Raw genomic sequence first — 24,574 nt, forward strand, 5'->3', positions numbered from 1 at the left:
ACGATGACCCATAGACAACAGACCTATAACCAGACGATTAATTTGATTAGCCATTTAATCCTGACAGAGCCCCATGCGGTGGTTTCCTTATTGGAATCCTATGGGGCTTATTTTAATACTCCTCCCAACCGTAAAGAGCTTATTGATTTGGTTTTAGAACAGATAAAAGAAGGTTCACAAGATTTTGAAGAGGCATTAGGGGATTTGATAACCCTGCATATTCAGAAAAACGGCAAAGCAATGTTAGCCCTGGATCAAAAAGAGTATGCTTCTTATTATGATGCTACACAAGAGGATGAAGATGCCTTTTGGGGGACTTTGGCAAAAGTAGGGATTGGTCTTGTAGGGAAATTAATTGGTAAGAAAAAAGGAAATAAAAGAAGCCAAAGAAGTCATAGTCGTGGCGGTGGCAGATCCCATGCAGCAGTACTGGCTGCCTCCCGGGCACAAGCTCAAAGGGCTGCACGACAGGTAGAACAAATGCGAAGGGATATGCAGCGTCAAATGCAACAGATGATCAAACGTCAAGAGCAAGAACTTCGTAAACAACGAGAAAAGCAAAAGCAAAGAGAAAAAGAACTGGAAGAAAAAGCTAAAAAATCAAGAAATATGATCTTAATGGTAGCAGGAGGTATTACCGGATTAACCCTTTTAGGTTTTATCGTATTGTCAAAGAATAAAGCCACTCCAGCTACTGCAATGCAAATGCCCTATACTCCCGCTATTTCTCTCACCCCAGGGGTTCCCCGATAATGATACCATAGCTTATGAACACTTTTGTAAACCCTGCTAACTATAGTTTTTATCCTTCTGCTACAGATGATAGCTTTTTACATCATATACAAAGAAGACATGGTATAAGACCTAAATCCAGAAAAAAACTTTTTCACAGGTCACTAAGGTTATCTCATAAAAGAAGGATACAACCCTTAAGAATTCGTAGAAAAAAAACCAGAACAAGAAGTATAAGACCAATAAACAAAAGAAAACTTATAAGTCGTAAGGGAGCTATCCCAATGGTTTTGCCAAGGCAAAAACCATATAGAATAAATTCAATACCAAGAAAATCTGTAACAGTATCAAAACCTACAAGATATAGATCAACAACAAAAAAGATAAAGAAAAAGAAACCTAAAATGGTTACTCTTAATTTTCCAGCTCCTGCCAGAAAATCTAAAGGAATCAGAAAAAATATTCCCATGCAAAACAGATTCGCATTGGAAACCTTTGGCAAACATCAAGCGAAAGCAACAGTGAAAACACCCCCTCAAAAAGACAAAAATAAGCAGAAAGGCAACGGATTATTCTTATCTGTAAAAATAGGGATCACTCTGACTGTTGTATTGGCAGGTATATGGATTTATAAAAGCACAAAAAAGAACTAAAACATGGATATACTAGCAAGTATTACTGAGCAAGAATATAGAGGTACCGGAGAAATTCCAGTGGGATTTTTGTTTGCCTTAGTAAAAAATACAGGAAGCCGTCCTGCTATCATTAATTCGGTAGCACTGGCTCCCGGAGAAGACAAGAGCTATCCCTTTATCGGAAAGCCCTATAGGGCAATTCCTTTTAATACTCAGGGATCAACCCTTAGAGTGATGTATGTACTTTAAGATGTGTTATTAACCATTAAACAAAACTATAATGATTGCAGGAGAAACTGAGTACTTACTGGAAGATGATTTTTTCAGAAGTAAAGCCCAGCGTGAAAAACGTCGAGCTGCCCGTAAGGCAAGACGATTAAAAAGGCGTCGTATAAGAAACGCTGAGCGCCAAAGAAGAAGGGATATAAAAGCTACAAAAATGGAAGGTCGTCAAAAGCGAAGAACTTTTTTATCTAAACTAGGAGCGGTCTATCGTGATCTTGGAGGGGCAGGTTCCATTGGTAAAAGCATAGATACTATGTTAAACAACCCTATTGACAAGAAGTCTTCTGTGCAGAACCAGGAAGATTTCACAGTAGCCTTAGAATCGTCCAAAAAAAATAACAAACCCTCATACACCCCTTGGATTATTGGAGGATCGGTAGTACTGGGGGTAGTTGTCATTGGAGCGGTGATCTATTCTCAGAACCAGAAAAATTATCTGGGTGTTATAAAACAATAAGCTATCATATGATAATCCCTATTGCTGCCAATAAAGAATCTTTTACTATCGGGTTACGCTTTCTGGCTAAACGAAAGCTTAGCATTGGAATCTGGGTATATGATCCATACCGTCCCTATACCCATTATTTTAGAAGAAAAGTGCAACTCTCTAAAGGACAAAACAGAAAGATAGAAATATGCCTTCCTGTTAGTGCAGAATATTTGGAGTTGAAAATCTATGATAAACAGGGAGGCATTGGTGGCTTTAAGCTCACTGATTTTAAGATTACGAAAATGCCCCCTCCAGTAATATGGGCAAGTCCGCAACAACAACGTTTTATGGATTTTGCCATTGATTTTGCGCAAAAGGCAGGATACCTGCCCACTGGGTTTTATGATAGCCCTACACAAGAGTTTTTGTTCCAATACCTGCCAGCTATTACAGATACAAGCGGGAAGGAATTAATTACCCCTGCCCGAATCCACCGAAAGATGCCAAGGGTACAAATTTCTAAACAGATCTTTAGAACCTTGAGCATCCCGGTTCGGGTATTTATTCTATCTCATGAAGGGTGTCATTGGTTTTTAAATGTACGTAGTGAAAAAAAAGCTGATCTGTGTGGAATACGACATTATTTGGATTATGGCTTTCCTAAGATAGAAGCTGTGTACGCTGCTACTAAAATATTCGGGAGATACCCTGATTTGGTGGGAGCTAAGCAAATACAAAGAACCAAAGACATTATTGCCTTTATTGACCAATATACCACTGAAAGATGAAAAAAAACACCTCCATTGTAATAGCAAGTACGCTGACAGGTCTTACACTACTTTGGTTTTGGTATCTGCATAACCGATCAAAAAATAAGCTTGTGCTATCTCCAAGAAAAGCCCCTGTAGTTGATCCTCAGAAGAGCTATAAAGCAGAAGACCATTTTATCCATACTCCGGTTGTATCACCTGTGGTATCCCGGAAAAAATCGAAAAACAACGCAGCTGTAAATCTATTGTCCTCTAAAGAAGATACCCAATTAATCCTTGGTAACACCTCTGAAAAGACCAGAGAGATACACCTGTGGAGTGGTCATAAAAAACCACCAATAAGCCCTTTGCTACCAGGAGATGTTCCTAAACATAAGAAAAATACGCTTTCTATAAACAATACATCACAACAAGGAATTTATCCCCAGGGGATGGTCTTTAACCCTGCCAATGGATATACCTATATCGCATACCAACTATCTGGTACTATTGATATAATACATTCAAAAGGAGTGATACAAACGTTATCCCTTGCTAGGCACACCCCCATAGTAAACAATCCTTCGCCGGTAGACCTGACCGTACACTCTATTGCTGATTCTAACAACTACGGAAAGGTCTATTCGGCGAATATTTTAAACAATACTGTAAGTGTGATTACCTCTGATATGGAGATAACCAATACGATTGTAGTTGGAACACGTCCAATAGGGATTTGTTTTAACCCGGTAAATCAAATGCTCTATGTTGCTAATCTCTCTGATGATACAGTAAGTATTATTGACACCCAAACAGAAAGTGTATTAATAACAGTCGGTGTTGGAAAGTCTCCACGATCTATTACCATTGATCCTATAACAGGATATGCTTATGTTCTTACCTATGGAGACAATAGTATCAGTGTACTCAATACCGATTTTCAGGTTATTGAAATCATTGCAGATATAGCTGAGTCCCTGACCACAGCTGCCTATTATCCGGCGAATAACCATTTGTATGTAGTAGCTTCCCAACAAAATCAGGTAATCCCCATTGATCTGGAAACCTATACTGTAGCTCCTGCAATAGTTGTAGGGAACAATCCTTATAAGATCATATATCACCCAAAAACAGAATTGCTCTATGTAGGTAACAGAGAGGATGCTACCTTTTCTCTGATCGATATAACACAAACAGTAGTGGCGACCCTTTCTTTAGGAAAGGTAAATACAGGTATTGCCATTGATACTACTACCGACAGGCTTTACAGTAGTGATCCGGTTTCAGCCTCTATCGCTGTTATCTCATATAGTAATCATCCTCAGGCAATACATATCAACCAGCAGTACTATGAAAAAAGAGAAGATTTTATATACAACCCTGTTTTGGTAGAGCACGTGAAAATTATTTTCTCCGGGGCTTCCCCTATTTCTGTATTAGAACTCGAAAAGCAAACAATCAGTGGAAAATCAAAGAGCTATCCCATTTCATTATCGAAGTATACCCACCCCCGGAATGTCGCAAAAGTATATGAGGTAACAGGCTTAAAAGACTCCCTGCTTGATGGTAGTCATGGATGGAAATTTAAGATTCAGCCTGGTCAGACCATTAGTATGATAATCTACTATCATCAAATCAAAAGAGAACAGTTAAACCCAAATTATAAAACACCTATGTTATGAGAAAAACCATTCCCATCGCCTTAGCAGAATATGGCGTTACAGAACATAAAGGGGCTACCTATCACAATCCCAGAATCCTTCAGTATTTTAAAGAAACAGGTCACTTATGGGTGGTAGGTGATCAGACTGCCTGGTGTTCTTGTTTTGCCAGTTGGGTAGCTAAAAAAGCAGGCTATAATTATAGTAGAAAACTAACTGCCCGCTCCTGGCTATCAATAGGACAAGCGACCTATATCCCTGTAGTGGGAGATATCGTTGTATTTTGGAGAGAGCATTTAAGTAGCTGGAAAGGACATGTGGGGTTTTACATCAACCACAGCCGCAATAGAAATTATATCTATTGTCTTGGAGGCAATCAAAACAATAGCGTATGTATCAAAGCTTATCCAGTAAAACGATTATTAGGTTTTCGTCAGATACATATTAAATCCTCTCAAGGATAACAACAACATATCGGTAACTAAAATGAAAAAACAGCTCTTAGATATACTCCCTTTTATACTTCTGGGGCGACATAATAGAACGGGTTAAAATAAGCAGCATTATAACAAGGGTGAAATCCAAAAGATATTCTTCCATAAGAGATAATCAAATCAATATTCCATCATATAATACGATGATCTATGCCAACTGTTTTACAAATAGAAAATAAACATTTTCTTATTCCAGAGAAAAAAGACCCCTGTGAGCTTTGGGTAAGTTATTTTAACAGCCTGAAAAAACAGGTCGGGACTTCCAATGCCCGAACCTTATGGTTGATTACATGGAAATATAATGGCAATACCCAATGTAGTACCAATCCTAATTTTAACAAATGGCTACAAAGTAACCAGATAGATGTATCTACCATTGCCAGTCGTACCCTGGCCGATTTTTCTGCCATCGGTAGTAATATATTAGGGTTTGGAAAGAACATCTCTACTGTATTACAATGGGGAATTCCCTTGACACTGGCAGGATTACTCATTGGAATTATTGTGGTTCTTTGGAGAACTTCAAAAACTATGGAGGTGTCTGACCTGACAATGCTTACCCCTACTGGAAGGGCAATGAAAGGATTAAAACTGGCAGGGAAATGAAAACAAAAGCATCTCATATCAAACAATTACAATGGGCATCCACACTGATATCCATGCTACTTATGGTTATACTCTACAGGCATTTTACAAAAAGAAAACAAAAGCGACTTTCTGTAAAAATGCAACAGGCATTGTTACAAAAATTTAACCCTGAAAAAGGATTTTTACAGGAAAAAGCCTTTGATGAAACCTATGCTGAGAGGGTTATAAAAATCGTTCCTGAGCGTATCGCCATACTTAAACCTGGTGTTGCACAAAACAAGGCAAAGCTACTGCATTCAGGATTTAAACCCTGGTATGTATGGGGAGGTGATAACGAACAACTCATCTATGGAGTACTTACCTCTCTTAAAGATAAAGTACAAGTTTCTCAGGTAGCCAAAGCATATCTTGATCTGTATAAAGTACCTCTAAAGGAGCAATTACAAAAAGAGTTGGACACAAAAGAAATCGGAAAAGTACTATCTATAGTAACACGGTTAAATCCTTATACTCTTATATAAAACAACAGCTATATGCAAACCAGAAACAATATACAATGGACGGTAACAGGACTTGCCCTAACAGGATTCCTTATAGGAGGATATCTGGTATATATTAACAATAAAAAGAACCATACCAAAGGTATGCTTTCTCCAACAATACCGGAAGACAAAGAGCAATCTTCCCAGAGGGTAATAGAAGAACCGAATTGGAAAAACCCATATGATATGAATTATCTCAAAGATGTTAAAAAATGGCTAGGAAAAAGGAAGATACGAAAACTACCTCATAACAAAGCCAGAGAGTATGCAAGGATACTAAAGAGAGCCAAAGGAAGATGGAGAGATGATACCCAGGCTGTAACCAGTGTTTTTACTCAAATAAAAGACAAGACACAGGTAGCCAGTATCTCCAAAGCATTCTGGGTAGACTATAAAAAAGACATGTGGCAATACCTAAGGAGTTTTCTAAGTGCCAAAGAGATGGAAAAGTATGTACACCGTCCTGTAAGGAAGTTAGATAACTACAGCTTGATATAAATAAAAGAGAGCAAAAAACAATCAGATATGAGAAAAGAGTCAGTCCCAAACAAAAATAACCTTACATCGGTATGGATTGCCATAACCGCCTTTTCTGTTTTAACAGGAGCTGGGTATTGGTTGTATCGAAAACGTAAGATGGCAAAAGAAAATGAGGGTATGACATGGCAATCTGGTATAAGACCTTCCTCTTCTTCTCTATGGAGCAGGACTTCAAGGTTTAAGTGTAGTAGTACTAAGTATCCGTTGACCTATGGGAACTGCCATGAAGATGTAAAGATATTACAACGTTACCTTAAGGTTTACAATGAAGATTTGGGATATTCTGGTAAAAACAGAGATGGTGTAGACGGGCAATTTGGAGCCAAGACTGCCAAAGCAGCCAAACAGCGATTAAAGAAGGATCTATTTACCAAAGAGGATATCCAGTCAATAAAAACAAGTTTAAAAATGATGAAACGATGAATACCCAGAAACACACAAAGCAAGTATTTTGGATGGCAACCGTAATTACAGGGGCAACCCTTTTGTATTACCTGTTACAACGAAAAAAAAATAAAGACGACACACCAGATACAATTACCCCTTCTATACTCAGACCCATTGCTACTGAAGTAAAACAACAAACTCAAACCAGTGTGAAACACAAGCAGCCCCAAGTAGAGCAGCTTCCTATTCCACAACAAAGCGTTTTTCCTTTAAAACCTGGTAGCAAGGGCAAAGAAGTAGAACGTTTACAGATATGGCTACTTAGGAATCATGGATGGAAAGGAGAAATCACCCGTATCTATGATGATCAGACCTTGAAACTGGTTAGAAAAAGTCTTAAAAAGGATCAGGTAGATAAACATACTTATCAAAAGAAAAAAATGGGAATTCCCATTTGTCAACAATTTCAACCCTAATTAAGATATGGCAGTACAGAAAAAAAGAAAACTGGTTAACTACCTGGATGCCCTGGTAGATAAGGACGGGTTAAAAACAGAAGTTACCATTACTCTTACCGACCAGACCATGACACGAATTATTATTAGCTTTTTAGTATCTGGTATTGCAATAGTAGCAATATCTCACCTGATTAAAAACTATTTCCCCAATATGCAATTGGGAGCAATTCAAAGAGAACTCATTGATATTAAAAAACAACTTAAATAACACTTTATGGAAACAGTATATCAAAACATCATCGCCTATCTGAATACTTTGGACTGGTCATACATTATCACATTTATACTTTTGTGCTATGCCATTAATCATTATGCCTTTACCCAATGGATTAAAAACGGATTAGGAATTACCCTAAAAACCCGATATCGTGTCTTGCTTGTTGGACTGCTCTACGGAATTGTAATTTTCTTTATAAGAGCCTATACCTTATCTCAGATAGAAAGGCTTTTTAGATCCTTTATTTTTGCTGTAGTATTTCACAAGTTCATTCTGGAGCTACTAACAAAAAGAATTTTTCCTGGCAAAAGAGAAAACAAATCAAATAACGATTACTTATGAAATGGGAAAACTATGCATTGTCCTTTTTTATAGGAGCCGGGTTAGTTCTTATACTATTATTATGGATTATTCCCATAGAAAATAATCAGGAGGATAAAAAATCGATACAAAAAATAAGGGAACTGGAGCATCATAATCAAATGCTTACAAAGGTCAATGCTATATTGGATGATAAAGTTTTTGAGCTGGAGATACAGGCAGACAGCCTTAGAACTTTACTAATTCAGGATAAAGAACAAATTACAGGATTAAAACAACGAAAAAATGAAAAAATATATCATATCAGCAGGTATAATGATGATGAGTTATTTCGGTATTTCTCAAGATTTAACTCCACAAGTACTACTGATCAAAAATAAGAAACATTTTTGCTTCAATTCCTTTCAATCCAAAGAGTTGGCTAAACTACTTGAGAAGGGAAGCTATAATGACTCCCTGGTTACCCAACTATCAATAACCAATAATCGGTTAGTTGATTTACTCCAAAAAAAAGACAGCCTGATTAGTTTTAAAAATAGCCAGTTATATAACTACAAAGGAATCATTGATAATAAAGAGCAACACATTACTGTGCTCAATAATATAGCCAAACAAACAAACCAAAAACTAAAAAAAGGAAAGTTACACAAGATGTTGCTTCTGGGAAGTCTTGTTGTTGCATCAACCTTACTACTAAGTAAATAAGTATGAAATCAGTATATCAAAAAGGTATGGAACACATTAGAGTAGCAGTTTTATCACTGATTGTTATTGTTTCTTAATCAAAATAATAGCAAATGTCTGTAATCAAAGAACGTTTTGTAATCCGTTATTATTCCTATGCCCAAAAGGCAGCCAAGTCTTCTGGTATTCCGGTATTGTTTGCCCTGGCACAAAGTGCATTAGAATCCGGATGGGGTAAATATATAAAGGGAAATATGATGTTTGGAATCAAAAGAGGAGCAGGTATCAATTATGGAGGGTGGCAAGGAGATACTCAGTATATCACTACCACAGAATACTCCTCTAAGCCCACAAGAAACTTCCCTTTTGTTTATCCGGGATATCCTATACAAATCAATAATGGAAAATGGAAGTATAAGATAAAAGATGTATTTAGAGCCTATACCACCCCTTTTTATTCTTTTATAGATTGGGCAGGAATGTTGTTTAAAAGCAGACGGTATCAAAATGCACTTTATCATAAGAAAAACCCGTACCGATTTGCTGAAGAAATTGCAAAGGCTGGATATGCAACAGACCCCAATTATGCAAACAAGATTAAACGTATAATGAAAGAAATACAGCAGATTATTATACTAAAAAAATTAAACAAAAACCAAAAGGAAATAGGTCTTCCCTTAATCCTTATGGGAGTTAGTCTGTTGATAATAAGTGTGGTAGTAATCAATCGTAAACCTAAATAGATGAACGCTGATAAAGGTAATATATGGATTAATGTGATTTTCGGAGTCTTTCTAACTGTTAGTATTGCTAAAGGAGGAATTTCTATTTATGAATGGCATCAGAAAAGAAAAGCCAAAAAACAATGTAGGTGTGGTTCAAAAAAAACGTGAATATATTTGGTTTTCAATAGCTTTAACTTCTATTGTCGTGGTAGGATGCTGGATATTACTTAAAAAAAAGCAACCTAAAGTTGACCTGAAAAAATTTGATAGTCCGGATCTCCCTGGCTCAGGGGTATGCATGGATAAAAAGTTGATTAAAATGCTACTGCAATTACAAAACAAATCAGGATATCCTGTTTTTGACAATATAAACTCTGGAGCTAGAACTGCATATTGGAATAAAAAGGTAGGTGGGGTATCAAATTCCTCTCATAAAATACCTACTTGTAAGGCAGTAGATATTCATACTCCAACTAAAAGCATTAGAAATAAAATCGTAGTAATTGCTAAACTAGTAGGATTTAAACGAATTGGCGTTGGAAAAACGTTTGTACACCTGGATAACGACCATACCAAACGGCAAAACATTGCATGGGGATATCCTTCTGGTGCTAAACCACCAATTAACCCATTTATTTGAAATAATAAAAGAGAAAACTACTTTCAATTGCATTTATTAAAACAATACATTCTGAATTTCTGACTACCTCCCTATATTACAAATAGTGCCTCTTGTATTAATAATCATCATCTTCATAATAAAGTTCGGGATCAACTCCAATAGGACGGGTATCGTTTTTATCGGGATTGAATCCTGTTATTGCAGTAAAGAGCATTGCAACAATAATGCTAAACAAAATGATTAATGTAATTTGTATAAAAGGAGGTAATTCTTTTTTCATGAGGATTTCTATTTAGTTGCGTATTAGGAAAGTAATTTGAGAGTTAAATTAGTGGAAAGGAGGGTATGAAGCTTTCCAAACTCCATCAGTTTTAACAAAAGATAATATTTCGTACCAAGGAGTACATCCTCCATAACCTAATAAATTATATGCTACCACCAAAGAGATATTACCTTTTTTGTTAAATACCGGATATGAAAAATACATTAATGATTTCATGTCATATTTATTTAGTATTGCCTTCCATTCAGGAGAAAATTCTTTGTACTTTTTTGCATAGTATCTTATATCAATTAAATCTTCCTCACAAAAATAGTCGGAGATTTGATGGAGAAGCTCCCGATGTGCTATTAGATAATTTCTTTGTTTAGAAAGATATTTCAAATCCTCTTCCTCGAAATATTCGAATTCGAATTCTGCACTATCATTACTTACATCAACCAGCGGATTATTATGCTTCAACCATGATGGAGATGGAGGGGTTCTTACTGTTTTACTAATTTTTATAGTGGTGCGTTTTTGGGAGTAAAAAGAGTGTTTTAAAATGTTAAATATGTCTTCTACGTCCTCTTTATGGGGTTGATTATTGCAGCCAATACAAAGCAATATTAAAATGGTATGGTAATGTTTCATTATCTGTGTTTTAAAAAGTAGTTTATAGTATTTCGGTATATCCCAAATAATAAAATCTATTAGGTTCTTTGGATATCCCGGGAATTTTTGGGGCGGAGATAAAGTTTTCTTCTATTATAGGAATACCTGTAATCTCACCAGTATTTTTATCAATTATATACGATGATCCCTTATATACGCTATTGGGATTCTCTGATTTTTCTTCAATTTGAAAAATCTCTTTAGTCTCATAGATGGTCATTTTTGTTTCCCACAGATAAGCAGAAAGACAGCTGCCTCCATAGATAGCATGAAGAACACTTTCTATTGTTTGTTTTTGTTCTACTGAAGGGAAGAAAAGATTTGTGGCACAGTTAAAAGAACTGCCACTTTTAGGGTAAAAATTCCCTTCATTACCATAGAAGTTATTGCGATAATGTGTGTTCCTTATTTTTCCACTTGGTAGCTCCAATTCAATTCCATAATAGAATCTCGAATATAAAGGCACTAAAAGCACATTTTGCTGTAATCGAACGATAATATTCTTTTGATTGGTCAGTACTTGGATGTAATCAAAACAAAAAGGATTAATAGAAGCATACATGCTCTTTTCCTGCCGAATTAGCTGTATAGCGATATTTACAATAGCATCTTTTTCAAGCTCAATAAGGTCAGAGATATTGTATGTTTTTTGGTTTTTTGAAAAAGACAAACGTTGTCTTTTTCGAGAGATATTAGTGTATCCATTGTATGTGTTTTTCATCTGGGGTGATTATTATTGTTATCGTCTGTAGATATTCCATATAGCAGTATGCAGATTAATACGATGAATCCAAACGTCATAGGCATATCTTAAATGAGGTTCATTCAAAAAATCATGCTTTAAAAGCAGTTCAAAACAAAGGTTTGAAAGCGTTTTCGGTGGGAGTTGTTCTAAATAACCAGGGAGTTTTGTAATATCAATATGACCAAAGCATACCCTATTGTTTTGAGAGTGATCAATATGGTAATAGGCTAGATTCTCATAAGGATCATAGCAGAAATAAATATATAAGTTACAAGGAGAGTGCCTTTTTGCATGCTTGTTAAAAAGTGTTATCTGGAATTTGTCATTACAAAGGATATACCCTTCTGTATCAAATACAATAATGGAAGGGCATAAAAAGGCCTTATTTAAGCACATGTTTCCAATCGAAATTAAAGAACCAAATAGCCCCCCATAACAATTCGTCTTGCCTTTATTAAAAGGATGTGTCATTTCAGAGATAAGAACACCATTTATAAGACTGCTGTCGAGCAGAACTTTAAAATCTGGAGACAAACAGTCTTTTAGTATTTGATCTATTAAAACGTCATTCATTTTTTCTTTTTTAATGTTGTTTTTTTGATATAATGATTTTTAAAATTAGGAAAGAGAAGCCTTGCTCTTTAATGTTAAAGAGTTGATTATAAGTGTTTTTTGGTTTATTGTGTTTTAGATACTAATTCTCTACTATAAATGAAGTTTTAGATTAATTTTACCATCCTCCGATACGTTTACGTTCATCTTGTTGTTCTGGGGTTGCTTCAGGGGTTGGGACTTTGCTGAAATATAAGGGTTTGGGGAACCCTGCTGCTTTACGACGTTCAAAATCACGTTGCCTATATTTATCAAAAGCATCTCCCGGAGGTAAAGGTCTGTTTTTATCCATATACCAGGTAATAAGGGAAATACTATAGAAACAATCCCCACCAGCATAGAAACTGGCAAAGGTTAGTCCTTTAGTTGGTCTTATTACTTCTAAACGATAGGCACCTGTACCATCTTCTCCTCCAGTACTATAAGTAAATATGGCATTGTCAAAGTGCATGGTAATATTTGGTTGCCAATACAAACCAGAAAATGTAATTAAACCATCTTTTCGGTTCAATATGTATTCTTTTTTCGGCATTGTAAAGTAGTAGATTATAAAAAATAATAGAATTAACATTGCGATAGTATTTAGGACAATACTTGTTATATCCCATTCTTCAAGAAAAATAATAAAACATAAAATAGAAAATAAAGCCATTCCACCACCCCATAATGGAATAGCTATAGCTGCTGATTCGAAAACTAAGTAGTTATTATCTGCATGAATAAAAACCCCCTTTTTTTTAACTTTTTCATTCGTTAGATCACGAGGCATTTCATGGATTTGTTTATCTATTTTGTGATAGTATTTTTGTAACCCCAATTGAGCTTCTCCATAATTTTCATGGGTGATACTACGTTTATAATCTATTGCCATGCCTGTGGTGTTTTAAGATCGTCTAAAGTACTAATTACAAACTTTTTTTCCATGCTGTAATCAAACCCATAATGATTTCCTGCAATTTTAAATAAAGCTCCCAACCAACGCGGTTGATTTTTTTCTAAAGTATACGGAAAATAGTGCTCTAATGCCTGATCCATTGTTAATCTGGAAATAAAGAGCATATCAGATTGAGAAGTACTGCTTTTTTGTATCGTTTTAGGTATTTCAAATCTGATTTGGACAGAAGGTCTAATGGCTTCATTTAAAACAATGGTCGGTTTATTTTGATTTGATAATTCCTTTGGATTCCCTTGCCAAATTCCATTTTCGAAATAATATATTTTGTAATCTAATTGTTCTGGTTTATTAAAAAACTTTAAAAAAGTCATCTGTACTGTTATTTTTTCTGCATGAATGACCAGAGATGGACGACGTTTTTTATGTTGTAAGCTTTTTTTGTAGGATGCTATTTTTACCAATGCGTGATTACAAACGGTCATATCCAGTAGGGTAGCACTTGCTTTATATGGATCTGATAAGATTAGATAATCCGGAGATATTTTATCTACCAGTAGTTTTCTGTTTTGATAGAGTCTTTCTATATATTCCATAGGGGATTCTCCTTTTATGACAGGGAAGTCTTTATAATCACTGAAGAGATAATGTTTAAAATAATACTCTAGATCTGTATCGGTAAGTATTTCTGAGACAATCAATAGTCCTACCCCTACAGCGGCAGCAATCCATCCTACTGGTCCAGTAAGCCCAAGAGCAGTTCCTGTTGCAGCGACGGAAGTTGCACCCAAAGTAGTAGCTGTAGATGTAATTGATACTCCTGCTGCTACAGTAAATGCCATTCCTGCACCAACTAATGCTAGTGATTTATCATCATCTCTAGCAGATCCAGCCTCTATTGCATCCCAAAAACACATAGCGGCTGTAAATACGGCTCCTACAGTTCCTGCAATTTTAGTTCCTGCTTCAAAAAACCTAGTTACTTCTTTTCCTGAATGTTCCATAAAAGCTTTTTGTAAGTTCATTCCTGCCTCAGTTAATTTGAAGGACGAAGCAATAAAACTGGTCACTTCTTTTCCTTTTTTTTCTTGTTTTGCTTTTACAAAAGCATTATAAAAATTATAGACTTCTAATATTGCAAATACCCCATTAAATGCACGTCCATTTACCATCTTGGCTAATCGTTCATGTCTGGCGTTTTTAAGGATGGTTTCTTCATCCATTTCTTTCATTGTTCGAAGGGCTAATACATGTTTACCCTTTTGACTTTGTCTGAGTTCTATACCTTCAGATTCTTTTAGAATTCGCCAAACATCAACCTTTTTACCTGTATATTTTCCTGATTTCACATACTTAGGGTCAATCTCAACACCTAATTCTTCTAAACGAAGGTGAATCTCACTCTTTCGTACCTCAAACATTTCTTTTCCATAGACTTTTAGATTTTTGTTGAGTTTTTTTACGGTAAATTCAACCATCTGATCTATCTCCTGAAAACTTTTACCTCCCTGTTCTCTAGTTGTAAAAGCTAAACTTGCCAAATGCTTTAATCGTTTGGTATATACTCCAGCTATTTTCTGACTGGTTTTAAATTTATCTCCTGCAATGTTTTCAAGATTTAACCCTACCCCTAGCAGACCATATAGGGGATCTATTCCTTTAAAATCATCAGCATTACTATTTCCTGAATGCTCACTTTCATTATCACTATCAATAATACTCCATACCCATCTTACCCATTGATCTGAGTTGGTGTATTCTCTGGGAAGTAATAAATGTCGTTCATAGATCATTGGAGTAGTTCCTAGATGATCTAATAGTTCCATACAAGTATCCCTTCCTTCAACACATTTTTCTGTACCACTGTGCAGGTAGTCATCAAGGGTAGGTTTAAAGTAATCACTTTGTAGTAGGGTCGCTAAGTCTTTTCTATAACTATTAACAACACTTCTGGTTTGTGCTCTTTGATTGATTCCTAATATGCCGTGGATTTTTTCTCGATTCACACCATGTCCTAATGCAATTTGATAATTCTTGCTAGTAGAGATAGTTCCGGCTTTGGTAATCCGTCTGTTAATGGTAAAATCTCCTGGATGCACCTCAAAAAAATCTTTTCCCTGACCTCCTCCATCATATTTCTGAATTGTTTCAGCATCATTATATATCATCTGATAGGTAGTTAGTGCCAAAGAGTAAATATGCCCATAGTAGGCTTTCTTGGGGGTAGGAGTTTCTATATCACCTTTTGATATTCGATCATAGGCTTTTTGTTGTGTTTCTCCACTTTGTATGGCAGCTATTAATGCTTGATGATGTAATACCTTATCAGAAAGAGCTTCATTCATATCTTTGGCACAGCCTAATGGATCATCAAGGATGATGAACATATCTTCAAGGGTTTCGTTATTTCCTCTTACTTCTTCTGCTCTTTCTGTAGCATATATCTGTTGTAATGTTTTATGATATGAGCCGCTATATGCAGATTCTTTATCAAATACAGCATCTGCTTTGTAGTAGGGTAAAATATGTGGGTCTTCTGTTTGTTCTTCTCCTTTTGTAAAACCAGTACAGGCAATACGCTTCATTCGTTTTTTTCTATAATCTGTATCAGTGGTTACTTTTTGCAGGTATTGGAGTCCCCACTGTACAGGGGAGTAGCAAATAGACCAGTTACTGCCTTTTTTTACAGTAACATGTGAAACTGGTTTTTTAGATGCGGTTCTATATTCTTTGTAGTTTCCATTGGTGTCTTTATTCTTTTTGAAGGAAATAGTGTGTAAAAAACCTAGCGCATCAATTTCGTATTCTAAAAAGTTATTTTGTGGATCAGCTTCATCAATTAGATATAGATATCCCTCTCGCATAGCAGTTCTGGCAACATAAAAATTATCATTTTTAGGCAGTTCTTTTATTCCAAGAACAGTAACTTCTTCTAAGTTTACCGTAGGATAGTAGGTATTAAGCTGTTGGTCTTGTCTAAGGGGGATTTCTAATTCGGGAGTACCATTGGTCATACGAATCACACTCCCATGTGTGTATGGAGTAATAGTAGGACTTGCAGGAGCATCGACTTCTATATCACTATCAAAAGGAGTATTACGATCAAAGAGACCGTATCTTAGAAAATGTAAATGTATTCCCGCTTTATGTACTTCTATTACCGGGCTAGGCTGACTAATGATATCACCTACCTGACATGTAAAAGTGTATGTATTTACAAGGGTGTTATATTCCTTGTCCTGATTTTCTTCTAAAGCATTATTTTCTTTCATATTGAAGTAGGTTTTAAGTGTATTACTTCTTTTTTTAATTGTAGAGAGGGTTGTCTTTATTCGACAATCGATATTTAAATTGTTCCAGAGATTCTCTGGTAAAACGATAATACCCTTTATGGAGTTTGATAGCCCCTCTTATAGGTGGTATTTCTTTTACTATATTAAAATCAGTAGTATCAGACATTGGAGATAGTATAAGAGTAAGCATCCTATTTTTAGCAATCCCCCATGAGATATAACACCCCTCTTTTAAAAGTGTTATTGTATCACCTAACAGGTCTTTTGATAGACTATATGCTATTTCATTTTTTAAAGCCGTCTTTTGTTGTTGTATCCATCTTTTTTTATGTGTTGTAAGAGATAAGGATATTGAATCTTGTTTTTTTGTTTTCTCTAATAATTCGATGATGTTTTGAGAATCCATATCTGTGAGTTTAGCCCATTCTTCTGCTAAAAAAGTTCCATTACTATCAATAGCCACCATTTTTAGATATACATTGGTATCTAATATTCCGGGAAGTAATAGAAATTCAGAAACGGAAGAGGTTTCTGTTAAAGAAAGTATTTGCTCTTTAGAAAGAGTAAATACCGGATCTCGTTTTTGTAGTATTTCTATAGAAACTACCTGTTGCCAATTGGTATAATAAGGATCAATTCCTATGCTTTCTTTCTTTGAATCAGTTTGTTTTTGTTGTGTACAGCAGATAAAGAGTAATAGTATTATACCATACCACTGCATGTTAATATGTCGTAACATTATTTGTTTTTTAGCATTACAATCCCTTTCCCTATTAATAAGAAATTAGGAATATAATAGTGATACATTGTATATGATATACTCTATCATATACGCTATTAGTGGGGTGTGGTGAACTTTGCTATCTACCTGTTTGTAGAATTTTGATTAGAATAATAGGAAATACACTTATCAAAAAATTATAAAAAAAGTGAACTATTATTGAATACAAAACTCCATAATTAATCCGTATATAAGTGAAAAATAATGCAGATATAGATGTCATAATAAATATACTTACAACATGTCTTTCATTAGCTTGACCACTAAAAAAAATATGCCATAAAGTAAATAGAATAACCTGCATCCATAAAATTAAATTGAAATAATTATTAAATCCCTTTTTAATTTGTCTTTGATACCCAAATAGAGTTTTAAATAAAATAAAATACATCACGATTGTAGTTATAGAAAACATTATGATATATCGAAGCATTGGAAATATAGAATCTGGAGATAAATAATGAACTTTAATTTTAAGAATTAGAAATAAAATATTAGTCCCTAATAACGCTAAAGAAAATATTACTAGTTTGTAATTAAATTTAGTTAATAACCCCCTATATTTAAACTCTTCCATAATAGCTGTAAAAACTAAAAAAAATGTAGTACTAAAAACATTTAAATCTTTATCAGTTCTAGTAACTATTTCTTCTACTTCAAAAGGAAATATTTTTTTTAAAATAATTGAAATACAAAATAAAAACACTATAAATGCTATAAAGAGGGAGGGTATAAATACCCTCGCCTTTCTATTATCAATATTATATCTATTAAAATGATCTTTAAAAAAACTAGTTATCATTATAGTCTAAAATATATGGTAGTTTTTGATGAGTCCTTCTAGCATTTACTGGTTTTAATCCTAGAAATTCTTTTGCTCTTTTATTAATTTTATTTGAAAGAGTTTGGTCTTGTTCATCAGGAATGACGACTACTCTCAAAATGAGTTCTAATGAACTGTAAAAAAGTGTCTTACTTTTATTAAATCATTTTTTAATAGTTTATGTTTATTAGGATATAAAATATGACTTGCAAGAGCCTAAAAAGAAAAGGTTTCATTTTGATTGATAATCATTTCCCTAAAGGGGAGATATAATCCAACTTTTTTAGTATCCTATATTGTAAACTAAATAGTGTTTTTTTTAATTTAACTAATAGTTTTTTGCTTGGATTTTTCATATCATATTTCACTATCTTTTTTAAAATTATTTAACTATCTCCATTAAATTAGATATGAAATTGTTTTTCCTCTCTTCATCATTTATAATTTTTTCTATAAAATACTCCCATTTGGAATCCTCGTCATCAATATAATCAAAAGGTGTTGGGTATAAATTTTCTTCAAAGTCAGTATATGAATAACTAACAATTTTATTCTTTTTATCAAAAAGAATAAGTGTTTTAATGTTTTTAGAAGAATCTGTTTTTTTTAGAACAATATTATGATCTTTAGTTATATGGTATTTATCAGAACCATATAAGAAATAAAGCTTGTTCTTTTGCACCAATACACCTGTTAGTATACTGTCTATGATTTTATACCATCCATTTATTACATCTATATTTTCTAATTCTTTTTCAATTTGCATTTCGAAATCAAAATATTTTTTAGCGAAATCAAAGTTTTTTAACAATATCATTTTTTATTTTTTAAATTTTAAATCCTTTCCTCCTGGTCTTGTAGCACTATTTATAATATCATCCCAAGATTTACCTTTTTGTCTTAAATAATCTATAGATGGTCCTAGTTTATCTCCATATTTCTCAATATTTCTTTTATATATTGTTTGCAAAAGTTCATCAGGAGTAAGTGATTTATACCTTACTCCTAATTCTCTTCTTAAACCATGTAAGTGCCTAGCTATTTCTTCAGAAGAATTACCTGCTGATTTCATTTTTTGAGCTAGAGAAGATAAGTTTTTAACTTCAGCTTCGTAAGCAGCTCTCAATGGAGGAATAGCTTTTATTGTGTTTGTTCTCAAAAACATTGCTCCAACAAATCTTAGTGAAGTTAGCATAAAAATAGGTGAATCAAAACCCATAGTATTTACATTCCCTTTTGCTAATGGAAATTCTCCTCCATAATAATTATGAGCCTGGATAGCCCAACCTACCATAGCAGATAAAACATCATCAGTAAAATTATAATTATGGAGAGATTCTATCGATGCTCTTCCTTGACCTATAGCTCTTATGGTAGTCCTAAATAATTCAAAATATTCTCCTTCGAAATACCATCCCTCTTTCGAACCATGTACCCCTCCTGAATGATAATATTGAATAGCAGAAGTTGCCATAGCACTATGCCCATATCCTACAACCCTTTTTGTTTTACGTGTTTGTCCTTCTTGTGGACAATCATTACAAAAACCTCCATTACCATTAGCACTCCATACACTTCTACCATTTTCAGGAGTTGCGTTCCAAGCTTCTGTTATAGAACTTACCGTAGTAGTCCCAGAAGGGTCTGCAAAATATACTGGATTATTATCAAAAGAAGTATAAGTAGACATGTTAAAATGAGTTACTGGGTCTATAGAACTCCATCTACCTAAAGTAGCATCATAATTCCTAGCGCCAAAATCATAGGTGTCCAAATCCATTTCTTCTGAGAACTCTTTTCCTCCAAATCCATAATTATGTTTACTTCCTATTGTTGGTGCTCCATATCCACGATTTTCTAAGCCGAAGGGATAGTAATGTTTTTCCTGTTTAATCTCAGAAGTTGAGATACTCCCATTGTTATTGGTATCTGCATAGGAGAGTCTGATGTTACCTAAATGGTCTTTATACTGGTATACATAAGTATACCCATTTGTATCAGGTTCTACATAGCCCTCAGGATGATTAAAGAACTCCAGATTACCATTTTTATAGATGTAGTTACCTACATAATCGGTCATAGTGGTATTATTTCCTTCCTTTACTATTTTTCGTAGTTTTACCCCAGTGGCGTCATAAATATAGCTAATATTCCCCTTACCGGAAACATTTATTCTTTTGGGAAGGTCTAGGTGATTATACACAGTTCCGGAAATCCCTTTGTTGTTGTCAACTGTTTGATTTCCGTTAGCATCATATGCATAGTCATTCCCTGTATTACTACCATCTGTAAATCCAAAGGTTTTATTTCCGCTATCCGTTACCTTTAGTAATTTGTTTCCTGCATTATAGGAATACACTAATTTATCCATTGCCCCGAAGGTAGTAGCAGCTGCGTTGGTATGCCCGTTTCTGTTAAGGGTTTGGATATTCCCATTTTTATCATAGGTAACCCCTAATAGGTTATAACTTCCTATATTGGCATATCCGGCAGTGATCCGATTTAAATCATCATACTGATAGGAATAAGAACGTTTGGTATTGTCACTGGCAGTTTTCCAGAGTGTCTCACTAATATTTCCATTGTATAGCTTATCAGCTCTGGAAGCATTTTCGGTCACCCTGTTATAATTAATCCCAAAGGCAAACAGATCTGATCCCAGATTGTTAACATCATTAATCCCGGTAAGCCACCCCCGTACATTATAGCTGTAATCTACTGTTTGCAGGTTATTCCCTACTTTTTTAGTTTTTAATTGCCCTAATGCATCATAGGTATTACTGACAATGGTCTGAGGTGAATCTCCATTAATAGACTGCTGATGGGTAAGCATTCTCCCCATATGATCATAACTAAAGGTATCTATGGTAATAACAGGCGCATTTCCTTCCTTTTGGTGCAGTGTTTTAGATTTTTCTACCCTTCCGGTAAAACTCAACAGGGATTCTGTCATCTCATTTGTTTTTAGAAAGGTATTTCTGGAAGCTGTGGTAATAACTCTTGCTTTTTGGTCATAGCCAATAGCAGTTTCAATCCAGTGGCTGGTATCTAATATTCTGGTTTGTGAAAAGGTAGGCAGTCCTTTTACATTCCTACTTAATGTTACTCCAAAGGAGTTTTGTGCAGGCATGGTATTCCCATGTAATAGCTGAGGCGCTTTATAATCATCGTAATACTGTATTGTATGTAACTCACTTATAGAAGTCGGATATGCCTGATTGGTATAATATACCGAGGTGGCATGTAATGTTACCGGAGTATCTACTCTGGACTCAAAAATATCTCCTGTAAAGTTATTTACTCTGTTTTGTAATACTTTTCGGGAAGCTCCATTGTTTGTTATCCCTGTATAGATTATTCTTCCAAAAGCATCGTATTTGGTAAATCTCCACTGATTATACGCTTTTTCTGAGTTTTCTTTTCGCAGACTAGCATCCTGAGTAAGTATGGGTTGATCTAATTTATTATAGATAATATACTCCCAATCTTTTCCGGGAACTTTCTTTTCGATAACTCTATTTCGATCGTCATATCGATATTGATAACACAGTTCTGCTAGTTCTGTAGCAGACACCCCGTCATTAACAACTACCTTGGGAGGTAGTACAAAACTTAAATTCCCAAATCTATCATATACATAATGAGTATCGTGCGCTTCTGCTGCATTATAGGTTCTTTTTAGAACTATCTGTCCCTGCTTGTTTTTATATTCTCTGGTGGTATGATTATCTTCATCAGCTCTCGTCCAGTTTTCATCTTTGATAATGGTAACCAGCAATTGATTGGGAGCATAGTTTCCATTTTTACGAAGTACTGGTTTTTCAGTATCCCCAGCTGTAAATGTAACCTCAAACAAGGGAATATCTGCCTGATTTGTTGTCCAGTCAGTTTTGATGGTATGATCAGCTGCCATGGCACTGATCTCACTGTTAGCTTTCCAGGCTGTTCCCGGAGCTGCTTGTTTGATCACCCGGTTTATAGGAGAGGCTTCAAAAACACTTTCTGAATAAGCATTAACACTAGTGCCTGTAAAATCCTGCGGGTAATTATTTTTATAATAAGCATCAATATCTGTAGCTACATTCACTGTTTTATAACTTCCCGCTACTGTTTCAGAAACAAAGGGTAGATACTGTTTGCCTTGTCTTCCATAGCTGTCATAGGTGATATGTGTTACAATATCCTTATGACTGGGGGCTGCTTTAATAGCTGTCTGTTGTTTAGGTCTTCCTAAATCATCAAAATAAGTAATGCTTTCAATTACATCTTTGTTATAGCGTATGTCCTGTGATCGCTTTAAAGGAGTCTGATAGGTTTTAGTATAGATGTAGTTTTCGTTATCTGATACTTGTGTTTTATATGGCAGATGCACACATCCGCTATTGGTTCCAAAGGTCTGCGGACATTTATCATCCTTATTAGCTACATATCCTTCAGGTTTTTGACATGCATTTTTAACATGCTGTGGATCTCCAAACCCATCATTATCCGTATCGGCATACCAGGCAGTAGGACGTTGTATCGTATAAGAAATACTACGAGCAGTACTCCAACATCCAGTCTGGTTATTTCTAGCTCTTAGGTAATAAGTAGTTCCCGTGGTATGGGTACTGGTTGTTTGATAGGTATCGGTGCTGGTTCCCGAAGATGTGCTCTGCCAATACCAGGTAACCCCGGAAGGAGGATTGCTTCTGGTTAACACTGTTTTATTACACTGCCTGTCAATAGCTGGTAAAGCAGGTACAGCAGGCGGGGTACTATGAATAACATAATCAATCTTTAAGGCAGGACTCCAACACTGTCTTTGAGCATCATAGGCTCTTAGATAGTAGGTATTCCCACTGTCTAGTGTAATTGAATTTCGTCCTTCTGCTTTACTGACTCCCGTAGGTGTTTTTTGCCAAAAATGATCATATAAGGCATTTCGTCTTCTAAGGGTGGTACTCCCACAGTGATATTGTTTAGAAATCAGACCACTCTGCGGAGTTGGGACTGTATGTAAATTATAAGATACCGCTCTGGCAGCACTCCAGCATCCTGTTTGATTATTTCTGGCTCGTATGTAATAAACATCTCCTGTGGTTCTGGTAACTGTTTTTGAGGAATTCGCTGTACTGGTTGCAGATGCAGAGCTCTGCCAATACCAGGTAATTCCAGAAGGAGGATTGCCTCTGGTTAGTACAGACTTACCACATTGATCAGAAACAGTAGGAAGTGAGGGGCTAGGTGGTATTGTTTTGATAGAATAGGTTATTTTCACATAGCCTCCCCAACATCCATTACTGTTATTTCTTGCTCTTAGATAATAGGTATTTCCACTGGTTCTTGTAATTGTTTTACTGGAATTGGCTGTACTGGTTGCAGATGCAGAGCTCTGCCAATACCATGTAATTCCAGAAGGAGGGTTGCCTCTGGTTAGTACAGACTTACCACATTGATTTGATACAGACGGGCTTTGAGGAGCCGAGGGAACAGGTTTTATAGCATAGTTGACTACTCTGGAAGTTCCCCAACATTTTGTTGTATTATTAAAAGCCCTAAGGTAATAACGAGACCCATTTACTCTTGTAATCGTTTTTGCGTTACTGGATCTACTAACTCCAGAAGCTGCACTTTGCCAGTACCAGATAATCCCAGAAGGAGGGTTACCTCTGGTAAGTGTAGCCTTTCCACATGAATTAACTACTGTTACAGCGGCAGGGGTAGCAGGTTTGGGAGATTCATCTACCTTTGCATTACAATTATTATCAATCCCATCACAAATCTCTAAAGCTCCGGGTTTTATATCAGCCCTGTTATCATTACAATCTCCGGCTCTTGTCACATAGCCTGAAGGTCGTACACTACGATATACCTTTGCATTAGGATTTCCATAGGTGTCCTTATCTACATCTTTGTAGAAGTTTCTGGGAGCAATATTGGTAATGAGTGCTGTCCCATCATTATAATCATCATCATTTCTAACATATCCTGAGGGTTTGGTACATTGTTTTTTTGTATTGTTTTTGTCTCCAAACCCATCATTATCCCTATCAGCATACCAGATGGTATTAGGATTAATGGTTGCATTACCATCGTTACAATCTCTGTTGTTAGAAACATAGCCCGCAGGTTTGGAGGTTTTACAGGTTGCCCGTCCTGGGTTTCCAAATCCGTCTCCATCTTCATCTCTATAGTACCAGGTACAGTTTCCATCTCCATCTCCTGGAATTCGAATAGAGGGATCACTTATCAGTTCAGGGGTTTGCTCAGGCTCAGGAGTCTGTCTTTGCTGTGCAAAAGAGATAGTGGATATGCATAAAAATAAAATCAGCAGTGATCCTTTATAATAACTATTTTGTAGTTTTTGATATGACTGTTTCAT

The 24,574-nt window shown here is 35.4% G+C and carries 29 protein-coding genes; 19 read left to right on the forward strand and 10 right to left on the reverse strand.

Annotated elements, in window-relative coordinates:
* The first annotated feature begins 3 nt into the window (after window positions 1–3).
* The 19 genes from HN014_RS10695 (at window position 4) to HN014_RS10785 (ending at window position 10,148) form a co-directional block, all read left to right on the forward strand.
* Window positions 4–753 (forward strand): hypothetical protein, encoded by a 750-nt coding sequence (locus tag HN014_RS10695; RefSeq protein ID WP_176028866.1) that lies wholly within the window; start codon window positions 4–6, stop codon window positions 751–753.
* Window positions 754–767: 14 nt separating this feature from the next.
* A complete protein-coding gene (locus HN014_RS10700; protein WP_176028867.1) occupies window positions 768–1,385 on the forward strand; it encodes a hypothetical protein in 618 nt (205 codons plus the stop codon).
* Window positions 1,386–1,388: 3 nt separating this feature from the next.
* Entirely contained in the window at window positions 1,389–1,616 is a 228-nt protein-coding gene (locus tag HN014_RS10705; RefSeq protein ID WP_176028868.1) for a hypothetical protein, read from the forward strand.
* 31 nt (window positions 1,617–1,647) lie between these two features.
* On the forward strand, window positions 1,648–2,109 hold the full coding sequence (locus HN014_RS10710; protein ID WP_176028869.1) for a hypothetical protein: 462 nt from the start codon (window positions 1,648–1,650) through the stop codon (window positions 2,107–2,109).
* 8 nt (window positions 2,110–2,117) lie between these two features.
* Window positions 2,118–2,870 (forward strand): hypothetical protein, encoded by a 753-nt coding sequence (locus tag HN014_RS10715; RefSeq protein ID WP_176028870.1) that lies wholly within the window; start codon window positions 2,118–2,120, stop codon window positions 2,868–2,870.
* Window positions 2,867–4,513, forward strand: a complete 1,647-nt coding sequence (locus HN014_RS10720) for a YncE family protein (RefSeq protein WP_176028871.1) — start codon at window positions 2,867–2,869, stop codon at window positions 4,511–4,513. The genes HN014_RS10715 and HN014_RS10720 overlap by 4 nt, the downstream gene beginning before the upstream one ends.
* Complete coding sequence (locus tag HN014_RS10725) at window positions 4,510–4,956, forward strand: TIGR02594 family protein (protein ID WP_176028872.1); 447 nt, start codon at window positions 4,510–4,512, stop codon at window positions 4,954–4,956. The genes HN014_RS10720 and HN014_RS10725 overlap by 4 nt, the downstream gene beginning before the upstream one ends.
* A gap of 180 nt (window positions 4,957–5,136) precedes the next feature.
* A complete protein-coding gene (locus tag HN014_RS10730; RefSeq protein ID WP_176028873.1) occupies window positions 5,137–5,592 on the forward strand; it encodes a hypothetical protein in 456 nt (151 codons plus the stop codon).
* Window positions 5,589–6,095 (forward strand): hypothetical protein, encoded by a 507-nt coding sequence (locus tag HN014_RS10735; RefSeq protein ID WP_176028874.1) that lies wholly within the window; start codon window positions 5,589–5,591, stop codon window positions 6,093–6,095. Before HN014_RS10730 ends, HN014_RS10735 begins: the two co-directional genes overlap by 4 nt.
* A 12-nt stretch (window positions 6,096–6,107) precedes the next feature.
* On the forward strand, window positions 6,108–6,614 hold the full coding sequence (locus tag HN014_RS10740) for a hypothetical protein (RefSeq protein ID WP_254884133.1): 507 nt from the start codon (window positions 6,108–6,110) through the stop codon (window positions 6,612–6,614).
* A 27-nt stretch (window positions 6,615–6,641) separates the two neighbouring features.
* On the forward strand, window positions 6,642–7,079 hold the full coding sequence (locus tag HN014_RS10745; RefSeq protein ID WP_176028875.1) for a peptidoglycan-binding protein: 438 nt from the start codon (window positions 6,642–6,644) through the stop codon (window positions 7,077–7,079).
* Window positions 7,076–7,519 (forward strand): hypothetical protein, encoded by a 444-nt coding sequence (locus tag HN014_RS10750; RefSeq protein WP_176028876.1) that lies wholly within the window; start codon window positions 7,076–7,078, stop codon window positions 7,517–7,519. Before HN014_RS10745 ends, HN014_RS10750 begins: the two co-directional genes overlap by 4 nt.
* Before the next feature lie 7 nt (window positions 7,520–7,526).
* The gene (locus HN014_RS10755) at window positions 7,527–7,769 is read left to right on the forward strand and encodes a hypothetical protein (protein WP_176028877.1); all 243 of its coding nucleotides are present in this window, start codon (window positions 7,527–7,529) and stop codon (window positions 7,767–7,769) included.
* A 6-nt stretch (window positions 7,770–7,775) separates the two neighbouring features.
* Window positions 7,776–8,120, forward strand: a complete 345-nt coding sequence (locus HN014_RS10760) for a hypothetical protein (RefSeq protein WP_176028878.1) — start codon at window positions 7,776–7,778, stop codon at window positions 8,118–8,120.
* On the forward strand, window positions 8,117–8,479 hold the full coding sequence (locus tag HN014_RS10765; RefSeq protein WP_176028879.1) for a hypothetical protein: 363 nt from the start codon (window positions 8,117–8,119) through the stop codon (window positions 8,477–8,479). The genes HN014_RS10760 and HN014_RS10765 overlap by 4 nt, the downstream gene beginning before the upstream one ends.
* The gene (locus tag HN014_RS10770) at window positions 8,385–8,804 is read left to right on the forward strand and encodes a hypothetical protein (RefSeq protein WP_176028880.1); all 420 of its coding nucleotides are present in this window, start codon (window positions 8,385–8,387) and stop codon (window positions 8,802–8,804) included. Before HN014_RS10765 ends, HN014_RS10770 begins: the two co-directional genes overlap by 95 nt.
* Before the next feature lie 92 nt (window positions 8,805–8,896).
* Window positions 8,897–9,526: a glycoside hydrolase family 73 protein gene (locus HN014_RS10775; protein ID WP_176028881.1), complete on the forward strand. Its 630-nt coding sequence runs from the start codon at window positions 8,897–8,899 to the stop codon at window positions 9,524–9,526.
* A complete protein-coding gene (locus HN014_RS10780) occupies window positions 9,527–9,676 on the forward strand; it encodes a hypothetical protein (protein ID WP_176026873.1) in 150 nt (49 codons plus the stop codon).
* On the forward strand, window positions 9,657–10,148 hold the full coding sequence (locus HN014_RS10785; RefSeq protein ID WP_254884134.1) for a D-Ala-D-Ala carboxypeptidase family metallohydrolase: 492 nt from the start codon (window positions 9,657–9,659) through the stop codon (window positions 10,146–10,148). The genes HN014_RS10780 and HN014_RS10785 overlap by 20 nt, the downstream gene beginning before the upstream one ends.
* 97 nt (window positions 10,149–10,245) lie before the next feature.
* On the opposite strand, the gene HN014_RS10790 is transcribed toward HN014_RS10785, so the two are convergent.
* The 10 genes from HN014_RS10790 to HN014_RS10835 form a co-directional block, all read right to left on the reverse strand.
* Complete coding sequence (locus HN014_RS10790; protein WP_176028883.1) at window positions 10,246–10,410, reverse strand: hypothetical protein; 165 nt, start codon at window positions 10,408–10,410, stop codon at window positions 10,246–10,248.
* 48 nt (window positions 10,411–10,458) lie between these two features.
* Window positions 10,459–11,043 (reverse strand): hypothetical protein, encoded by a 585-nt coding sequence (locus HN014_RS10795; protein ID WP_176028884.1) that lies wholly within the window; start codon window positions 11,041–11,043, stop codon window positions 10,459–10,461.
* 22 nt (window positions 11,044–11,065) lie between these two features.
* The gene (locus HN014_RS10800) at window positions 11,066–11,785 is read right to left on the reverse strand and encodes a hypothetical protein (RefSeq protein ID WP_176028885.1); all 720 of its coding nucleotides are present in this window, start codon (window positions 11,783–11,785) and stop codon (window positions 11,066–11,068) included.
* 18 nt (window positions 11,786–11,803) lie between these two features.
* On the reverse strand, window positions 11,804–12,382 hold the full coding sequence (locus HN014_RS10805) for a hypothetical protein (protein WP_176028886.1): 579 nt from the start codon (window positions 12,380–12,382) through the stop codon (window positions 11,804–11,806).
* A 157-nt stretch (window positions 12,383–12,539) separates the two neighbouring features.
* Window positions 12,540–13,292 (reverse strand): hypothetical protein, encoded by a 753-nt coding sequence (locus tag HN014_RS10810; protein ID WP_176028887.1) that lies wholly within the window; start codon window positions 13,290–13,292, stop codon window positions 12,540–12,542.
* Complete coding sequence (locus tag HN014_RS10815; protein WP_176028888.1) at window positions 13,283–16,585, reverse strand: toxin VasX; 3,303 nt, start codon at window positions 16,583–16,585, stop codon at window positions 13,283–13,285. Before HN014_RS10815 ends, HN014_RS10810 begins: the two co-directional genes overlap by 10 nt.
* A 34-nt stretch (window positions 16,586–16,619) precedes the next feature.
* Window positions 16,620–17,345, reverse strand: coding sequence for a hypothetical protein (locus tag HN014_RS10820; protein WP_176028889.1), 726 nt, complete (start codon window positions 17,343–17,345; stop codon window positions 16,620–16,622).
* Window positions 17,346–17,466: 121 nt separating this feature from the next.
* Window positions 17,467–18,189, reverse strand: coding sequence for a CPBP family glutamic-type intramembrane protease (locus HN014_RS22795; RefSeq protein ID WP_176028890.1), 723 nt, complete (start codon window positions 18,187–18,189; stop codon window positions 17,467–17,469).
* Window positions 18,190–18,592: 403 nt separating this feature from the next.
* Complete coding sequence (locus tag HN014_RS10830; RefSeq protein ID WP_176028891.1) at window positions 18,593–19,027, reverse strand: hypothetical protein; 435 nt, start codon at window positions 19,025–19,027, stop codon at window positions 18,593–18,595.
* Between the two features lie 3 nt (window positions 19,028–19,030).
* Window positions 19,031–24,574, reverse strand: a complete 5,544-nt coding sequence (locus HN014_RS10835) for a DUF6443 domain-containing protein (RefSeq protein WP_176028892.1) — start codon at window positions 24,572–24,574, stop codon at window positions 19,031–19,033.

It is taken from the genome of Aquimarina sp. TRL1 (genome assembly GCF_013365535.1).
Taxonomy (GTDB): Bacteria; Bacteroidota; Bacteroidia; order Flavobacteriales; family Flavobacteriaceae; genus Aquimarina; species Aquimarina hainanensis.